Origin of the sequence: Paenibacillus sp. FSL R5-0345, assembly GCF_000758585.1 — a bacterium.
Taxonomy (GTDB): domain Bacteria; phylum Bacillota; class Bacilli; order Paenibacillales; family Paenibacillaceae; genus Paenibacillus_AQ.
This window is the reverse complement of the sequence record NZ_CP009281.1, coordinates 6,403,220-6,420,550: the sequence shown is the minus strand read 5'-3', so window position 1 is coordinate 6,420,550 and position 17,331 is coordinate 6,403,220. Positions and strand designations below refer to the sequence as shown.

The 17,331-nt window shown below is 43.5% G+C and carries 15 protein-coding genes; 10 read left to right on the top strand and 5 right to left on the bottom strand.

Annotated features, from left to right (window positions below; all coding sequences use genetic code 11):
* The first annotated feature begins 66 nt into the window (after window positions 1-66).
* The 6 genes from R50345_RS28355 to R50345_RS28335 all read left to right on the top strand — a co-directional run bounded on the left by R50345_RS28355 (window position 67) and on the right by R50345_RS28335 (window position 8,348).
* Entirely contained in the window at window positions 67-1,467 is a 1,401-nt protein-coding gene (locus R50345_RS28355) for a hypothetical protein (protein ID WP_042131432.1), read from the top strand.
* Window positions 1,421-1,543, top strand: coding sequence for a hypothetical protein (locus R50345_RS32270; RefSeq protein WP_269321974.1), 123 nt, complete (start codon window positions 1,421-1,423; stop codon window positions 1,541-1,543). Before R50345_RS28355 ends, R50345_RS32270 begins: the two co-directional genes overlap by 47 nt.
* A 203-nt stretch (window positions 1,544-1,746) precedes the next feature.
* A complete protein-coding gene (locus R50345_RS28350) occupies window positions 1,747-2,268 on the top strand; it encodes a MarR family winged helix-turn-helix transcriptional regulator (RefSeq protein WP_052414766.1) in 522 nt (173 codons plus the stop codon).
* On the top strand, window positions 2,261-4,021 hold the full coding sequence (locus tag R50345_RS28345; RefSeq protein WP_042131431.1) for an ABC transporter ATP-binding protein: 1,761 nt from the start codon (window positions 2,261-2,263) through the stop codon (window positions 4,019-4,021). The genes R50345_RS28350 and R50345_RS28345 overlap by 8 nt, the downstream gene beginning before the upstream one ends.
* Window positions 4,018-5,907, top strand: a complete 1,890-nt coding sequence (locus R50345_RS28340; protein WP_042131430.1) for an ABC transporter ATP-binding protein — start codon at window positions 4,018-4,020, stop codon at window positions 5,905-5,907. Before R50345_RS28345 ends, R50345_RS28340 begins: the two co-directional genes overlap by 4 nt.
* A gap of 212 nt (window positions 5,908-6,119) precedes the next feature.
* Window positions 6,120-8,348 (top strand): MMPL family transporter, encoded by a 2,229-nt coding sequence (locus R50345_RS28335; protein ID WP_042131429.1) that lies wholly within the window; start codon window positions 6,120-6,122, stop codon window positions 8,346-8,348.
* A gap of 117 nt (window positions 8,349-8,465) precedes the next feature.
* On the opposite strand, the gene R50345_RS28330 is transcribed toward R50345_RS28335, so the two are convergent.
* The 3 genes from R50345_RS28330 to R50345_RS28320 all read right to left on the bottom strand — a co-directional run bounded on the left by R50345_RS28330 (window position 8,466) and on the right by R50345_RS28320 (window position 11,872).
* Complete coding sequence (locus tag R50345_RS28330; RefSeq protein ID WP_042131428.1) at window positions 8,466-8,783, bottom strand: antibiotic biosynthesis monooxygenase; 318 nt, start codon at window positions 8,781-8,783, stop codon at window positions 8,466-8,468.
* A 632-nt stretch (window positions 8,784-9,415) separates the two neighbouring features.
* On the bottom strand, window positions 9,416-10,135 hold the full coding sequence (locus R50345_RS28325) for a 3-ketoacyl-ACP reductase (protein WP_042131427.1): 720 nt from the start codon (window positions 10,133-10,135) through the stop codon (window positions 9,416-9,418).
* 189 nt (window positions 10,136-10,324) lie between these two features.
* The gene (locus R50345_RS28320) at window positions 10,325-11,872 is read right to left on the bottom strand and encodes an FAD-dependent oxidoreductase (protein ID WP_042131425.1); all 1,548 of its coding nucleotides are present in this window, start codon (window positions 11,870-11,872) and stop codon (window positions 10,325-10,327) included.
* A 157-nt stretch (window positions 11,873-12,029) separates the two neighbouring features.
* On the opposite strand from R50345_RS28320, the gene R50345_RS28315 reads away from it, so the two are divergent.
* The 4 genes from R50345_RS28315 to R50345_RS28300 all read left to right on the top strand — a co-directional run bounded on the left by R50345_RS28315 (window position 12,030) and on the right by R50345_RS28300 (window position 16,069).
* Window positions 12,030-13,388: a spore germination protein gene (locus tag R50345_RS28315; RefSeq protein WP_052414765.1), complete on the top strand. Its 1,359-nt coding sequence runs from the start codon at window positions 12,030-12,032 to the stop codon at window positions 13,386-13,388.
* Window positions 13,388-14,488: a GerAB/ArcD/ProY family transporter gene (locus tag R50345_RS28310; RefSeq protein ID WP_042131424.1), complete on the top strand. Its 1,101-nt coding sequence runs from the start codon at window positions 13,388-13,390 to the stop codon at window positions 14,486-14,488. Before R50345_RS28315 ends, R50345_RS28310 begins: the two co-directional genes overlap by 1 nt.
* Window positions 14,485-15,582 carry a Ger(x)C family spore germination protein gene (locus tag R50345_RS28305; RefSeq protein WP_042131423.1) on the top strand — a complete coding sequence of 366 codons (1,098 nt, stop codon included), beginning with the start codon at window positions 14,485-14,487 and terminating at the stop codon, window positions 15,580-15,582. Before R50345_RS28310 ends, R50345_RS28305 begins: the two co-directional genes overlap by 4 nt.
* Before the next feature lie 91 nt (window positions 15,583-15,673).
* On the top strand, window positions 15,674-16,069 hold the full coding sequence (locus tag R50345_RS28300; RefSeq protein WP_042131422.1) for a Fur family transcriptional regulator: 396 nt from the start codon (window positions 15,674-15,676) through the stop codon (window positions 16,067-16,069).
* Window positions 16,070-16,187: 118 nt separating this feature from the next.
* Here the strand turns inward: R50345_RS28300 and R50345_RS28295 are convergent, their stop codons facing one another.
* Entirely contained in the window at window positions 16,188-16,709 is a 522-nt protein-coding gene (locus tag R50345_RS28295) for a hypothetical protein (RefSeq protein WP_042131421.1), read from the bottom strand.
* A gap of 3 nt (window positions 16,710-16,712) precedes the next feature.
* Entirely contained in the window at window positions 16,713-17,330 is a 618-nt protein-coding gene (locus tag R50345_RS28290) for a TetR/AcrR family transcriptional regulator (protein WP_042131420.1), read from the bottom strand.
* Window position 17,331 lies beyond the last annotated feature (1 nt).

Genomic DNA, 17,331 nt, shown 5'->3' with positions numbered 1-17,331 from the left:
ATCCATAACTTTCACCTATAATGTCAATTAATAGAATCTTTTCAAGTCGAACTTTGGGGGTGCCGAGTGGAGGGAAAGTTAACAACTATACGCTCAGAAATTGAGAAAAATCTGTCCCGCTCCGGCCATAATCTCGCCTCTTTCTCAAAAATTTGTGGTCTGAATCGAGGAAGTCTCAGTGCAATTCTGCATGGGAATCCACCGAAGCCTATGTCCTTGGGACAAATAGATGCAATCATTAAAGCCTTTGGTTTTCCTGATGGTTGGTTGTATCCGTTGTATGTTGATGAATGCTTCAATGAGGAGAAGGTCTCCCGCCGCAGGGTGGAGCCTTTTTTAATACGCTGCGCTGAATTGGGCAAGCAGCAATGCATAGATGAAACATTAAATAGGTTATTGGAATATCCGAAATCGCTGGATATCGTTTATTCAGTGGCTGATAAATTGTTTAATAAAGGAAAAGTGAATGAATCTATATTTTTCTATAAAGTTGTAGCAGAGAATGAGTCCGACAGTTACTCAGAGAGATTGGCGATCAGTCATTTTCGTATATTTAGATCGATGCAATCGATAGTTGATACAGATGAGAAATTACGAGCGGTGATCACCTTTGGACCATTTAGAGGCCGTCTTCCTGAGGATATGCAATTGGATGGTCTGCTTATGCTATCACAATTATGCTACGGTCTGCGTAGATGGGTAGATATGGAGAACTTTGCTGATGAACTGAGAACCCTGGCTAATGCCGTGTATCGTGATCAACTGCGAAAGAGTGAAGGCAGACGAGTTGAAGATCTTCGTACAGAACGTCCGCTCATTGTCTATTATGGTCATGGATATTTGCTTAAAGCGACTGCTCTAACCAAACAAGGTAAATATGAAGCAGCGAAAAAGTATACTGCAGGCTATGCTGATCTGAGCTGGTTTGAAATGATGAATGAGGAAGGCCGTGAAGCTGTAGAGCATTTTCGGTTGTTTGCAACTGCTAATAGCTTTACACTGGAGATGTTAGAGGGGAATGTGTCTGTTTTACCGGAATATACAGCTTTTTTGGCTGATCATCCTGGTGAAATTTTGGTAGGTCTTATTACTATTATGGATGCAGCTAATCGTCATGGGTTCTCTGCAGACAGTGTGCTTTCACGTTTTTCGCGCGAGATGTTGCGATTTGAGGAGTTTCAGGAGCCTAATAATGTGGATCGTGTATATCGGTTAAACTATCAAGTTGCGATGTATCTCATAACCCGAAAAAAGTATAGTACAGGCGTGGATTATATCATTCAGTGTTTGGAATTAGCTATTAAGCAGAACAACGGAAAAGATTTTATTAATTGTGTAACCTTATTTGAGACTAATAGGGATTATGCAACTACTGATCAGCAGAACAGATATAGAAATTTGATAAGGGAGGTGAGACAGCATGAAAAAATCACTATTGATGATGGCAAGTGTGTTAGCATTGTTTAGCTTCATCATTATCGGACCTGTAGGCTCTGGAAGCCAAGGCGGTATTACGACTTACGAGCACGGAGCTAATTGGTAGATTGAAACGATCTATTCAGTATTTTTATAATACAGAGTAATACATATACGAAACTGGACTCCCTTGCCCTTGAGCTTGGGAGTTTTCTTTTTCGTAATAATTGATAGCGTATTCAAAATTTGACAAAGCGTTGCACCGAAAATATAATTAGGTAGCCTAAATAATATAGTATTTAATAATTAGTTGACCTAACTAAATTAGAGGTGAAGGAAATTGGGATAAACGGAGGAAATACAGAAGATACTGAAAATTCAGTCGCACACAAGCTTTTTGCGGCGATGAAAAGGCTGCATAAAGGCCAATGGCACAAAGGTGTTGAAGGCCATAAGCCGAGTGAGATGACTTTAATGATATGCATTGAAAAATGGAATCATTCTGATGATGAGGGTCTAAAGATATCTGAGATCAGCCGACTTCTCGGATTCACACCTCCAACTATTACGCAGTTGATTAATAGTCTTGAGGCGAAACAAATGGTGGAAAGACACGCAGATCCTTCGGATCGGAGAGTCGTACGCGTGAAATTGACGGAGAGCGGAAAAAAACTCACACGAAGAGCAGAGCAATATAGAGATGCAATGCTTGATGAGCTCGTACAGTACTTAGGTGAAAAAGAGACTAAGCAGCTCACAGAACTGTTGCTGAAAGTACATGCATTCGTTGAGGATAATCCGCCACCTAATTGGGATAGGCTACAAATGAACGGAGATGAGAAGCTTGATTAAATTATTTAAACAACTGAAGCCATTTCGAGTAGCTATTGGTGCTGTATTAATTCTTGTGTTCTTGCAGTCCATGGGCGACTTATACCTCCCTACGCTGATGTCCGACATCGTGGACAAAGGGATTGTTCAAGGGGACCGTACTTATATTTGGAAAATAGGTAGCTTCATGCTTCTAGTTGCAGGGGGCGGGGCGTTATGTTCAGTCATTGCCAGTTACTTATCGGCAAAAGTGGCAGCGGGGTTCGGTAAACTTACCCGTGCTCGTGTGTTTAACCATGTAGAGAATTTTACGCTGCATGAGTTCGATAAGCTCGGTACTGCATCCTTAATTACACGTACAACGAATGATATTACGCAGGTGCAGACTGTACTTACCATGATGCTGCGTATGATGATTGGTGCACCGATGATGATGATTGGTGGTATCATCATGGCGGTTTCTGAAGATGCGAAATTATCCTTGATCTTCGTAGTAGTAATTCCGGTACTCGTAGGCGCAATTTTCTTCATCGGGATGAAGGGATTACCGTTGTTTAAAGCGATACAGGTTAAGCTGGATAAATTAAATCTGGTGCTGCGTGAACATTTGACAGGTATCCGTGTTATCCGTTCATTTAACCGAATTGATCATGAGAATAAGCGCTTCTCCGAGGCTAACCGTGATCTGACAGACACAGCGATCAAAGTAAATAAAATTATGGCCGGTTTAATGCCGCTTATGATGATTGTTATGAACTTTTCCATGATCGCAATTCTTTACTTTGGTGGAATCCGGATTGGTGACGGCGATTTACAAGTCGGCTCACTGATGGCATTTATTCAATATGCGATGCAAATTATGTTCTCCCTGATTATGGTATCGATGATGTTCGTGTTGATTCCTCGTGCGTCAGCTTCTGCCTTGCGTATCAATGAAGTGCTCGATATGCGGCCGGAGTTCACAGATCCTTCAGAGAGTGAATTGCAAACAACGGCTCAAGCTACTAAAAAAGATGGCCGTGATCATATGCGTGGTTTTGTTGAATTTGATAATGTTTCCTTTTCTTATCCTGGCGCGGAACAACCTGCACTTTCGAAAATTAGCTTCAGTGCTCGTCCGGGTGAAGTTACTGCCATTATCGGCGGTACAGGTTCGGGTAAATCTACGCTGCTTAGCTTGATTCCAAGGTTCTATGATGTCAATGAAGGTGCGGTTCGTGTGAACGGGGTAGATGTACGTGAAATGACACAAGAAGAGCTACGGAGCAAAATTGGTTACATTCCTCAAAAAGCGGTATTGTTCTCAGGTACGATTAACGAAAACATTCGCTACGGTAAAGAGGATGCTACCGATGAAGAAATTATTCATGCAGCCAAGGTAGCTCAAGCCTACGATTTCGTGTCAGCCATGAAAGATGGGTTTGATTCTGAAATTGCTCAAGGCGGAAGTAATGTCTCCGGTGGTCAGAAACAGCGGTTGTCCATTGCACGTGCTCTTGTGAGAAAACCTCAAGTTTATCTGTTTGACGACAGCTTCTCTGCACTTGATTTCAAAACAGATGCTAAGCTTCGCGCGGCACTCAAAGATGAAACCACGGAATCCACTGTTCTAATCGTAGCTCAACGGGTTAGTACCGTTATGGATGCCGACCGGATTATTGTTATTGATGAGGGTGAAATCGCCGGAATGGGCACTCACCGTGAACTGCTCGCGAGCAGTGATGTGTACCGCGAGATCGTATCCTCGCAGCTGTCAGAGGAGGAAATAGCATGAGCGAACAAAACAATAAACCTGTAGCTCCGCGCGCCCACAAAGGTCCAGGACCTGGTGGCGGTCCTGGCATGAGGATGCCTGCGGAAAAGGCTAAAGACTTTAAGGGTACACTTCGTCGTCTGATTAAGTATTTAAGACCTCGTATGGTTCAATTAATCATCGTTTTGGTTATGGCTATTGCCAGTACTGTATTTAGTATTTTCAGCCCTAAAGTTATGGGTAAAGCAACAACTAAACTGTTCGAAGGTGCTTACGGAAAATTAATGGGAGTTGAGGGAGCCTCCATTGATTTTGGATACATTAATGATATCCTGATCATACTTGCCGGTCTGTATTTGCTTAGCGCTCTGTTCAGCTATATTCAGCAGTATGTAATGGCTGGTGTAGCTCAGAAGGTCGTTTTCGACATGCGTGAGCAGATTAACAGTAAGCTGGAACGGTTGCCTTTGAAATATTTTGATTCCCGTACTCATGGGGAAATTCTAAGCCGTGCTACGAATGATGTGGATAACATCAGTACTACACTGCAACAGAGCTTAACTCAACTGATTACTTCTATCGTCACCATTATCGGTGTCATTGTAATGATGCTTACCATCAGCCCATGGCTGACTTTGATTACAATTGTTACATTGCCACTCAGCTTCGTTGTGATTATGGCTATCTCCAAGCGCTCGCAGACTTATTTTGTTGGACAGCAGAAGTCACTCGGTCAGTTGAACGGTCATGTAGAAGAAATGTATACAGGTCACCGGATTATTAAAGCATTTGGTCGTGAGCCGCAATCCCTTAAGGATTTCGATGAAATTAATGATAAGCTTTACGATTCAGGCTGGCGTGCCCAATTCATGTCTGGTATGATTATGCCGCTCATGATGTTTATCGGTAACTTAGGTTATGTAATGATTTGTGTAGTCGGCGGTATCTTTGTTACTAAAAAAATGATCGATGTCGGGGATATTCAAGCTTTTATTCAGTATTCCCGTCAGTTCACCCAGCCGATTGCACAAACGGCTAACATTGCTAATATTATTCAATCCACTATTGCTTCTGCAGAACGGGTATTTGAGCTTCTGGATGAAGAAGAGGAAGTTAAGGAAGTTAATACTACGCTTGCGAAGCTTGATGAAGGTACTCCGGAAGGTTCCGTTGAGTTCCGTCATGTGAAATTCGGATATAAAGAAGATGCAATTCTGATTGAGGACATGAATATTGAGGTTAGTCCAGGTCAGACCATAGCGATTGTCGGTCCTACTGGTGCTGGTAAAACCACTCTGATTAACCTGTTGATGCGTTTCTACGAGCTCAACGATGGGGAAATTATCATTGATGGTGTGAACATTACCGATATGAAACGGAGTGATCTGCGCAGCAAATTTGGTATGGTGCTTCAGGATACCTGGCTGTTCAATGGTACGATCCGTGATAATATTGCTTACGGTCGTGAAGGTGCCTCAGAAGCTGATGTGGTGCGTGCGGCCAAGGCTGCTCATGCCGATCACTTTATTCGCACACTTCCGCTTGGCTACAATACGGTGTTAAATGAAGAAGCTTCTAACATTTCACAAGGGCAGAAGCAACTGATTACAATTGCTCGTGCCATTCTGGCCGATCCATCGATCCTTATCCTTGATGAAGCAACAAGCAGTGTCGACACACGGACAGAATTATTAATTCAAAAAGCAATGAAGGCATTGATGCAAAACAGAACCAGCTTCGTAATTGCTCACCGTCTTTCGACGATTCGAGATGCCGACCTGATCCTTGTTATGAATCAAGGTAGTGTAATCGAGAAGGGCAACCACGAGGAACTGCTTGCACAAGGCGGATTCTATGCTGATCTTTACAACAGTCAGTTCTCCGAAGGTGATTTGGACGCAGGCTAAATTAAAGTGAAGAAAAAATTATAGCAAACTATAAACCCCTCCTTTCACATTTTGCTGATTATTTATGTGAAGGAGGGGTATTTTATATGTGGTGGGATCTCTTAAGACAGCATTCATAATAAAAAAAGGTTTGATTAAAAATTTAAGGATAGGTATGATAGAATCAAAAATGACCCGCGGCTCATTTTTGAGGCTGCACGATAAAAGAGAGGATGAAGGGAATGTCAGGCTACGGTAAATGGGTGGCAGGAAAAAAGACGAAATGGATTACTCTTCTCGTATGGATAGTGCTAGTAGGTGCACTTACCCTATTATGGCCTGCAGTGAATTCTCAAGTTGCTAATAATGCGCCCAATCTCCCAGATGATGCACAATCAATACAGGCAACAGCCATTGCAGAACAAGAATTTCCAAGTGGAAGCGGAGTACCTGCATTGCTTGTATGGCATAGAGAAGGTGGGCTTTCGCAAGACGATTTAGTACATATCACTGCTGTATACAACAAGTTGGAGCAGCAACCGTTACCCCATCAGAACTTTGTTCCCCCACTAGGGAAGCTGCCGCCGCAGGCACTGCAAGCCTCATTATCTGAGGATCTTAGTACACTGGTAACCCCGGTGCTTTTTGATAAAACGGCAGATAGTGATCAGCTCGGTGAAGCTGTGACAGAAATGAAGAAGATCATAAACACAGAGACGGGTGGAGACCCCTCCGCGGCTAAGGTAGATGGAAAAGACCTGAGTTTACGTGTTACGGGTCCAGTGGGCATCTCTATAGATGCTTCAGGCCTGTTTCAGAACGCTGACGTTTCCTTGTTAATTGCTACGGTTATGCTTGTGCTGGTGTTCTTATTAGTGATTTATCGTTCGCCGATCTTGGCGTTTATCCCTCTTATTGCAGTTGGATTCGCTTATGGTGTAACGAGTCCGATTCTTGGGAAAATGGCGCAAGAAGGCTGGATCACCGTAGATTCGCAGGCAGTCTCCATCATGACGGTTCTGTTGTTCGGTGCGGGTACGGATTATTGTTTATTCCTGATCTCGCGATTCCGTCAGCTTCTGAAGATAGAGCAAAGCAAAAGTCGCGCCCTGCTTCGTTCCATTACCGATGCTTCAGGGGCTATCGCTATGAGTGGCTTCACTGTCGTGCTCGCGCTGTTTGCGTTATTGCTGGCTAAGTATGGAGCTTATCATCGCTTTGCAATACCGTTCAGCGTGTCGATTTTCATTATGGGAATTGCTAGCTTAACGCTTGTACCTGCACTGTTGGCGATCTTCGGACGGACCTCGTTCTTCCCATTCATTCCGCGTACTCCGCAAATGGAGGTTGAACGGGCCAAGGCTAAAGGCAAACCTGCTCCAGAACCAAAAGTCTCCCATAAAAAAGGGATTGGCGGATTTGTAGTTTCCAGGCCTTGGGCTATCGTAGGCGTGACCGTTATCGGACTAGGGATTCTGGCTTCGTTCTCTAGTGGAATCAAATTCACGTATGATATCCTTTCTTCTTTTCCTAAAAATATGGAGTCCCGCGAAGGGTTTGATCTCATCGGTAAGCAGTTTTCCCCGGGAGAACTAGCTCCTGCTAAGCTGATTATTGATACTAAGGGGCAAGCAAGTGGAGAGGATCTCAAAGTCATTCTCGGAGGGCTCACCTATGTGGACACGGTTTCCGACGCTCAGCAGGGTGCTGTGAACAAGGATATTCTGGGTTTCGATCTCGAATTTAAGAACAATCCTTATTCACTTGAAGCGATGGGGCATATTCCAGCCCTTCTAGCAACGGCAGAGCAAGCGCTGATTGATGTAGGGGTTGAGAATCCTGCGGATCATGTTTGGGTAAGCGGTCAGACAGCAACTCAGTATGATACCAAAAAAATCGGAGATCGTGATACGGATCTGATTATCCCTGTGGTCATTGGGCTGATCACCTTGCTGTTATTGATATATCTGCGTTCCATAGTGGCAACCATTTATCTGGTTGGAACGGTCATTCTCTCCTTCTTCTCTGCACTTGGCTTAGGCTGGATTATTATTCACTATGTGATGGGGGCAGATGCCATTCAGGGAGCGATCCCGCTTTATTCCTTTGTATTCCTGGTGGCACTTGGAGAAGATTACAACATCTTTATGATCTCGAATATTTGGAAAAAGCGTAAAACCATGCCGCTTAAGCAGGCGATTGCAGAAGGTGTAAATGAGACTAGCTCGGTAATTACCTCGGCGGGCCTTATTCTGGCAGGTACTTTCGCTGTATTAGCTAGCTTACCGATTCAGGTGCTTGTGCAATTTGGTATCATTACCGCTCTAGGTATTCTGCTTGATACCTTCGTAGTTCGTCCGTTTCTTGTCCCCGCGATTACGACGCTGTTTGGTCGATGGGCATTCTGGCCGGGGAAACATCAAGAGGTGGAGGAAGCTCTCCCTCGTGGTAGTGAGCAATAAGCAACACACTGTAAAAACAAACAGGGATGCCTCAAAGCCATATTGGCTCAGGGCATCCCTGTTTTTATTGTCGTGGCAGTCGAACTTATATTCATTGTACGATTCGGCCTACATCACTTAATTGCTGGTGCCGGGTGTTCGGCTGATCATCAGCTTATATTTGTCGATTGATGCTCCAAGAATGGCTTCATTTCCACCAGCACCACGGTGTGATTGACGGAAGGAGTCGCTGGAGGTCCAGCCTTTAAATGCTTCCTCGTTCTCCCACATGGTGCAGATCTTTAGTTCCTCAACACCTTCTTTGGCACTTCCTTGCCAAACCTCCATGCGTACGAAACCTGGCATATCCTGTACACCGTTATTTCCTCCGAAACGTTGAGCAATGGCTTCACCATGACCTTCTTTAACCTTAATGGTATTTGTTACTACCAGCATATTAGATAAACCTCCGTTCAGCAGTGTGATATACATATATAAACATTAGATTGAATATTTAATTGCACTTTATACACTTTAAAGTTCTGGTTCGTTAGAAATGAAGCGATAAGTGTATTCTATGCAACTAAATAAGATGAATCTGGGAAATGGTCGAGCATTATTTGCTTTTAGTTACACAGAGTGCAATTAAAGTGTAACGGATCCTTTAATTACGCTGAATAGATGTATATAGTGCAACTATTGTTATTCGAGCGCCAAGTAGTGTTCAGAGCCGAAGCGCCCAGCGTAACTACAAGCACACAACATTATTATTAGAACCAACGAATAAATAAGTACCTCTAAACTCCAGTTGCCCAATCTGGCGCTAAAGTAACCATCTCTTGCCCCAAAAATGGAGTTTGATTGCAGAATGTTCAACAGAACAGCCTGAAAACAGTCTACATTAGGCATTCTATCGCACAAAGTGCAATCAGAGTATGGAGAAGAGCAGACCAAAGGGATTGACTGGCACAAGGACACCCAATCCGCTCTACTGCTCCTCTCCCAATCCGCTCTACTGCTCCTCTCCCATGAGCACTCTCCTGCAAAAAGCCGCAATCAGAGCCTGGTGCAAAACCAGCCAGTCCTTTTTATTGCGGGTTAGTGGTCCAGAGTCCTGCTGTTTTTAGGAAGACACGATCCGGCAGCTTCAAGGCTGTTAACGCCAATTCAGCTACATCCTCAGGCTGCATCATGCGATCTTCGTCACCGATTTTAAGTCCGGCGTTGGAAGCTAGTCCAGTGTTAACAGTACTTGGAGTCAAAGCTACGACGCGGATGTTGTGCTTACGCACCTCTTGCGCGAGGGCTTCGGTCATGCCCATCAGTGCAAACTTGGATGCGCAGTAAGCTGAGCCAGTCGCGAAGCCGCGCTCTCCGGCTGTAGACGAGATGTTGATGATATTCCCGCCATTTTTCTCAATCATAGCTGGCAGTGCAGCGCGAGTTACATAATAGGTGCCGTAAAGATTGACTTGGATATGACTTTCCCAATCGGCAGGGTCCATTTCTACCAAAGTACCGAATTTCGCAATTCCGGCATTATTGATTAATGCGTCAAATGTTCCTAGCTCATTTTGCAGATAAGCAACTGCTCGTTCAGCTTCTTCGCGTACAGCGATATCCGCAACGGCAATACTAACTTTAACGTCGTATACTTCCGTTAGGGCTGATTTTAACGCTTCGAGATCGCCTGAAGTTCTGGAGATCAGGCCCAAGTTAGCACCTTCCTTAGCTAGTGCCATGGCTAAGGCTTTACCGATTCCTTTGCCTGCACCAGTAATCACAACACTCTTTCCTCTCAAATCCATCTCTAACGTCACGCTCCTTTAAACATTTTTGAAGCTTATGCTTCATTCATGTCCTATTATACCTGAATGCTATAGGGCATTTACAATCGTCCCAAGAAAACAAATTGAAAACTTTCATGTAAAGAGATGCAATTTTTCGTGATTGTACAGATTTTCCGTGAACATAGCATTTTCACGAACGAAGTGAATTTATTCGTAAAGCTTCGTCAGCGGAACCGATGCAGGTCCCTCTAAAACTTCTCCATCGAAGGAGAAGCGGGAACCGTGGCAAGGGCAATCCCAAGAACGGTTACCGTCGTTCCATTCGCATTCACAGCCCATGTGAGTGCAGGTTCTGTCCACCAGATGAAGTTTCCCCTCTGGATCTTTGTAGGCGCCGACTCGTTTGCCGTCGTGGAAGAAAACGGCCCCTTCGTCTGCCTTCAAATCGCTTGTCTTTTTATGGACAATTTCAACTTTACCCGCTACTAGCTCCTTGGCCACATTAGCGTTTTGGACGATGAAGCTCTTTATGCTGGCGCCAGCTTTGAAGCGGGATGGATCGTACAACTCCGTATATGGATTATCTTTGCGCTGAATCTGATCCGAGATGATTTGAGCGGACAAGGTACCGCTTGTCATACCCCATTTTCCGAATCCGGTCGCGATATAAATCTCTTCGTTGTCCGAAATCTTGCCGATGTATGGGACTCTGTCCAGCGTGATTAAATCCTGTGCCGACCAGCGGTAAGGGATCGACTTGATGCCCAGCAAGTGGCCTGCGAACAATTCCAGATTCTCATAATGACCTATCGTGCAGATGCCTTGGCCTGTCTTATGATTCTCGCCTCCAACGATAACCAGATTTCGCCCTTCCCACTCCACAGCGCGCAGAGAACGGGTGGGTTCGCTAGCGCTTAAGTACATTCCGCCCTCATAATCCGTTTCGGGTTGGATCGCCAGACAGTAGGAACGCTCAGCATGCAGTCGCGAGAAATATAACGCACCTCCATCGTAGAAGGGGAAATGAGAAGCCGACACGGCGTAACGGCAGTTGATCCGATAGTCGTTCTTTTCCGTAAAAAGCGTAAGCTTATCGTGCTTCTCCACCTTGTCCGCCATCATCGTATGCTCATAGATCACGCCGCCTTTTTCCACTATAACCTTTAACAAGGCCTTCAAATATTGGAGGGGGTGAAAGCGGGCTTGTCCTGGTAATTTAATCGCACCACTGGCCATTAGGGGGATAGAAACGTTATCCAGCCATTCACCAGGCAGACCCAATTGTTCATAGGCTTTATACTCATCCTTCAGTTCTTTAAGCGTTTTATGATCTTCAGCATCTGCGTACAAATAAGCCGCTTCGCGTTTCAGACCGCAAGACACTTCAAGTTCTTCCGCCGTTTGTAAGATCCAGTTCATAGCCTCATGGTTAGATCGATAATAGAGGCGGGCCTTCTCTTCCCCGAAATGCTTGATCAAATGATGATAGATTAATCCGTGCTGAGCGGAGATTTTGGCGCTTGTAAAACCCGTAGTGCCACTGAGGATTTCCCCTGCCTCCAAGAGCGTGACTTTATACCCTGCTTTGCTTAAGAGATAGGCTGTTGTAATTCCTGTAATCCCACCGCCTACCACTGCGACATCTGTAGAAATATCTTCAGTCAGCTTTGGAAAAGCCGGCAAATCCGTAGTGTCTCTCCATAATGATTCTGGAAATTGCGGGAGACCTTGCGTTATTTTACGGTGCGAATCCATCTTAGTATCCCTCCATCTGTACAATCCTCATTTCATTTATTACCACAGTCCCGTTAAAAGAAACTCTGTATTCATATGTGCAGTGCATGAATTCAGAGAAATAGTGCCAAAATAAGGTGGAATCCGGGAAGCGCAGGATAAATAGGAGGGATGATCCATGTCAGTTCAACAGGATAAGCACAATGTTACTCTGGAATGGATCAAGGGTGAGTTGGACGGATTTGCCGATTTAATTGATAGAACGCTCGTTGCACCTTTTGGGCAGATCAACTTAATTTATATTAAAAGCGTTACAGATTCGCAGACGCTCAGTCGCCATGTGATTACGCCGTTCTATGAGATGGGGAGTATTGACGGGTACCTTAATTACATTACGACATATCCGGGCACTGAGGAGGCAACTACGAGAGAAAAGGGAATCGAGCTTTTGCTTGGCGGATATGTTCTTCTAAGGATAAATAATGTGATCTGTTTCTTCGATGCTTTAAGTGCGGAGATTAGTGGTGTTAGTGAAACTTCAGCAGAAAGTATTTCACAGGGTCCCTCAGATGCACTGACGGAGGATATTGCGGTGAATCTGAACATGATCCGCCGGCGCTATCAATCCACTAATCTCAAAATGGAAACCATGGTCATCGGCGAAGTCTCCAAAACAAAGGTGGCCATCCTATACGACATCAGTCGTGTTGATCATAATGTATTAGCGGAATTAAGGGAGAAGATGAATACCCTAAAGGTTGATATTTTACAGGCTACGGGAGAACTTGAGAAGTTTATAAGCAGTGATAAATTGCGAATACTCCCTAAGTCTATTATTACTGAAAGACCTGATAGAGTTGTGTTTAATTTGTCTGAAGGAAAAGTAGCGATACTCCTGGATACAACGGGATATGCGATAGTGTTGCCTTCCATATTTAATGATTTCTTTACATCCATGGATGATAAAATCCAATTTCCTATCGTGGGCCGTTTCTTAAAGCTGCTCCGAATTATCGGTGTGTGCATGACGTTGTGGCTGCCTGCGGTCTATGTAACTCTGACCTCGTATAATCCCGAGATTGTTCGTGTGCAGGTTGCACTGCTTATTTCTGGTAGCCGCGCCACTGTGCCTTATCCATCTTTTGTGGAAGTGCTCTTAATGCTTATGATGATGGAATTTCTGACCGAGGCGAGTTTACGTCTGCCCAAAGCGATTGGTCCAACGGCCACGACGGTCGGAGGTCTAATCTTAGGTCAGGCAGCTACGGCGGCAGGGCTTGTAGGTAATATTATGATTATATTGGTCTCAGCCGTTGCGATATCCAATTTTCTGATTCCTCTGAATATGATGAGCTTGTCGATACGCGTGCTGAAGTACATTTTTCTTATAGCTGCCGCTGTTCTAGGAATGGTTGGTGTAGTGGTCTGTGTTGTGGGATTTGCGATGTATTTATGCAATCAGCGTAGCTTTGGACAACCTTATTTCAGATTGTTTTTTCTTGATAACCTTGGTAAGAAGAAGGGCGGGGAACATTGATGGCCAAAAGCCGTTATTTCTACTGTCTTTTTCTGATGAACAGCTTGATCAACATCATTAATTTTGTTCCTAGGGAACTAATAGACAGACGCTTTGACGGTGCTTTGTTCTCCATACTAATTGCAACGGTCCTTGGCACTTTGTTTGTCTATATATTTACTGTATTGATTGCTAAATTTCCTGGTAAGGGGTTTCCGGAAATATTTAACCCTCTTCTTCCTAAGCTGCTAGTCAAACCCTTACTTGTCTTTTTTGCGGGTTTATGGTGTGTGGCTGGGGGGGTTACCTTGCTTTCCTTTGTAGATATTACGCTGAGATATGTCAGTCCGAATTCAAGCCCATATACTGTCGTGATCGGCTTTCTGATATTGGTCTGCATCTGCTGTCGCTTTGATTCACTATCACTTTTGTATGGTCTTGAAATCATTCTTGTCGTTACATTACCGTTAATTATCTATGGCATTGTAAAGGCGCTGACCAATCCAGATTTCAATTGGGATTCTGTTCTGCAGATCACTACATACATCTGGCATAAGCCGGATCTGATGAGTCTTTCGGCAGCTACCTTTTCTTTTAGTGGTTATATTAATCTAGCCATCTTTAATCGGGTATTTCATGGGTTAAAGCTAAAGCATGTCTGGATTTTAGGGGTGGAAGGACTTCTCGTACTTCTCGTAACCTTTTTGGTCCCTATCGGTTATTTCGGTACTGTTGCGATTGAGAGACATGTATATACGTGGTTCTCGACGGCAGACAGTATCCGGATAGAATCTTTTATCATTGAACGGATGTTGTTTATTTTTTATTTTGCCTATATGACATTATCTCTGGTGAGTGTAATTGTTCATTGGCATGTAGGGTTAGGATTATTGAAAGGTGCTATTTCATCTACGAAAAAAAAATCTCAGAAGGCAGAGCAATGGAAAGAGTGGCTCATCCTGTGCTTATTTAGCGGAGTGGTCCTCTCCTTAATGTGGATGGATCAATATCAGCTCAACTTAATGGGCGCTTGGTTTCTACAAGTCCGCTGGTTTGGTGAGATGTTCTTAATCGCACTGCTGTTTTATTGTTATCGTAAAGTAAGGAGGCAGGGCATGTGAGAAAAGCACTTAGTGCAATAGGAATTGTGTTACTGCTACTCCTTGCCGGCTGTGACTTCAAAGAAATTGATTTAAGGATATTCGTACTGGCGATCGGTGTTGACCCTGGCGAAGAAGAAGGGACCTTCAAGATTAGTTTGAAGCTTGCCATCCCGCAGGGGGAAGTTACCAAGATTGATGAGAAGATGCAGATATTAACCGAAGAGTCCCCAAGTATTTCGGAAGCGCTCCGCAGAATGAAGTCAAAAGTGGAGAAGGAGCTTGATTATTCCCATTGTAAATCGATTATTTTGGGAGAAGGGATCGCACGTAAAGATATTCAGCATGTTATGGATTGGGCCGTGCGGCGCAGAGATGTCCAGCTTATTGTAAATTTTGCAGTCGGGCGTCCGGAGGCACTTCAAGTGCTGCAGGTACGACCCGAATCGGAGCGTATCCCATCGAATTCTCTTATTCTGGCGATGAGTGGTCAGGGAACGGAGTCTCCTTTTATTACTAGTGTGTATTCCTTTCAGCTGATGAGAAATATTTATGAGAAGGGTATTGATCCGATTTTGCCGATTATCGAGGCCAAAGGGAAGAGTCAGTTCTTAATTAACAAAATTGCTCTACTGGATAGCGAGAAAATCAAGATGGTGCTTTCACCGAACGAAACCCGGCTATACAATTTGCTGTCGCGCTCCAACTTACGGACCAATTTGCCAGCCCATACTGAGGGGGTCATGTATCAGTATTACACAGAGAGATCATCGTCGGACTACAAGATACTAAATACGGAGAGCGGAAAAGCTACTATTCGATACCATATTAAGATTAAAGGGATCCTAGAAGAGAGTAGCAGTCCGGACTTGGTGACACATAGCAAGTTGAAAAAAATTCAGACAGCTGGCGAGAAAGAATTGGAAGATGATATCTCAGCCTTACTGAAAAAAATTCATAAGAGCGGTTTGGATCCTTTTGGGTGGGGACTTCACTATGGAGCTAGGCATTTTAATAATGATACCGAAATGGAAGTGTGGAAGGACCTCTATGCTGGGCTTGATTTTCAGGTCGAGGCTGATGTAAACATCAAATATTCTGGATTGATCAAATAGCTTAGAAAGTAATGAGTGGATAAAAGTGGGATTGACGTACTTACACTCACGATTTATACTTGATCTAAAAACAAGTTAGAGGATGATAGTAATGAAAAGTCTAAATTTGACTTCCCAACGTCAAGCCGTTTACGATATCGTCCTTAATTCACATGACCATCCCACTGCTGCGGAAGTAATGAACCGGCTAGTAGAACAAGGTCATAGCTTAGCATACGGTACTGTATATAACTCTCTTCGTTATCTTTCAGATAAACAAATGATTCGTGAGCTTAAGCTTGGTGAGGCTGCCAGCAGATATGATGCCCGCATGGATGATCATCAGCATATCATTTGCGAGGTTTGCGGTGCGGTTGATGAGGTAATGAACCAAGTTCCACGAGACTGGATGAACACAGTGGCGAAGGATACAGGATATACAATTGGTCATGCTCATGTGGTATTCGGAGGCGTCTGCCCGAACTGCAAGAACAAGAACGTGAACTAAAATAGAAGAGGCTGATTCTTAAGTTTATGACCTAAGAATCAGCCTCTTTTAGTTAATTCTGCTCACGGTGGGTGATCCGTTTTTACCAAAGTAAAAGTAATCATCTACCTTTCTTAAATCAGCGTCTAAATAGCTTGGTATATTGGGGGGATATTTTTCTAGTAAAAAGAAAAATATTAATCAGAGCAATGCAACCAAACACTATTCGAATTGGAACTTCGGGAATCCCTAAACCTGTTACAATCCCGTTAATATCTCCACCGCCGCCTATAAAAGAGGATAAAATGGATATGTAAATCGGATCGAGTAACAGAAAACAAGCTGTTATATAATACATCAATATGATAAAACTTTTAGTTCTAAGCTTAAGGATCTGAGGAGTTAGTACGTAAAGAAGATACCCGATTACAATGGTAACAATACTACTGATCCCTGAAAATATCGCAAGCCGATATCCCAATAATTCCCCGTCCGTTGTGACAATTTGAACACCCCATAATCCGACAATACGTATTCTTTCAAATACATCGTAGCAGAGAGCAAGAATCAGATGTGCACCTTCATGAATTACATAATAGACGATAATCGTTATAAATATTGCTGTCCATTTCTTCAAATTAGAATGTGCCCGTTGTTTCATCGTCTACTCCTCCTCCCTTACTCGACTATAAATCTGGAAGAAAACTTTAATATGACTTTTGACTAATTCTAAAGCTTCGTCCGCCTTCTCTAACTGACCATCATAACGGAACAACAGCAGGAAGATTGGAGAGTAGAAGTGCAATGCCATAATGTCTGAATTGCTTTGGATCAGCGTTCCATCTAATTGCATTTGAAGGAACACTTCCGACTGATAGCGTAAGGTCTTATCAATAAACATCTCCCGAAAGAGCTGGCTCATATTTGGATTTCTATATTGCTCGATCGTCATCATTTTACGGAATCGGGACATAATCTCATCATTTAAATAAAAAGAAAAGATGCTACTGTATACCTCCTGTAACTGATCACTCACAATCCAATTAACTTCTACATCATTACCTACATATGATTCCGATAAATTTTTCTGCAACTTCTGAATCCGTTCAGCAGATACTTGAACTACTGTATCAAAAATATCCTGTTTATTTTTGTAATGCTTGTATAATGCACTTTCACGAATCCCTACAGCCCCAGCAATTTCACGTACAGATACAGAGCCGTATCCACGATTCGAAAATAACGCTAATGCTTCATATAGAATCTTTTCTTTAGTAGTCATT

Excerpts from the sequence above, each read along its gene's own strand:
- R50345_RS28335 (WP_042131429.1), top strand. The coding sequence starts at position 6,120 with ATGAAGGGAATGTCAGGCTACGGTAAATGGGTGGCAGGAAAAAAGACG.
- R50345_RS28290 (WP_042131420.1), bottom strand. The coding sequence starts at position 17,330 with ATGACTACTAAAGAAAAGATTCTATATGAAGCATTAGCGTTATTTTCG.
- R50345_RS28315 (WP_052414765.1), top strand. The coding sequence starts at position 12,030 with ATGTCAGTTCAACAGGATAAGCACAATGTTACTCTGGAATGGATCAAG.
- R50345_RS28300 (WP_042131422.1), top strand. The coding sequence starts at position 15,674 with ATGAAAAGTCTAAATTTGACTTCCCAACGTCAAGCCGTTTACGATATC.
- R50345_RS28310 (WP_042131424.1), top strand. The coding sequence starts at position 13,388 with ATGGCCAAAAGCCGTTATTTCTACTGTCTTTTTCTGATGAACAGCTTG.
- R50345_RS28330 (WP_042131428.1), bottom strand. The coding sequence starts at position 8,783 with ATGCTGGTAGTAACAAATACCATTAAGGTTAAAGAAGGTCATGGTGAA.
- R50345_RS28325 (WP_042131427.1), bottom strand. The coding sequence starts at position 10,135 with ATGGATTTGAGAGGAAAGAGTGTTGTGATTACTGGTGCAGGCAAAGGA.
- R50345_RS28340 (WP_042131430.1), top strand. The coding sequence starts at position 4,018 with ATGAGCGAACAAAACAATAAACCTGTAGCTCCGCGCGCCCACAAAGGT.
- R50345_RS32270 (WP_269321974.1), top strand. The coding sequence starts at position 1,421 with ATGAAAAAATCACTATTGATGATGGCAAGTGTGTTAGCATTGTTTAGC.
- R50345_RS28295 (WP_042131421.1), bottom strand. The coding sequence starts at position 16,709 with ATGAAACAACGGGCACATTCTAATTTGAAGAAATGGACAGCAATATTT.
- R50345_RS28320 (WP_042131425.1), bottom strand. The coding sequence starts at position 11,872 with ATGGATTCGCACCGTAAAATAACGCAAGGTCTCCCGCAATTTCCAGAA.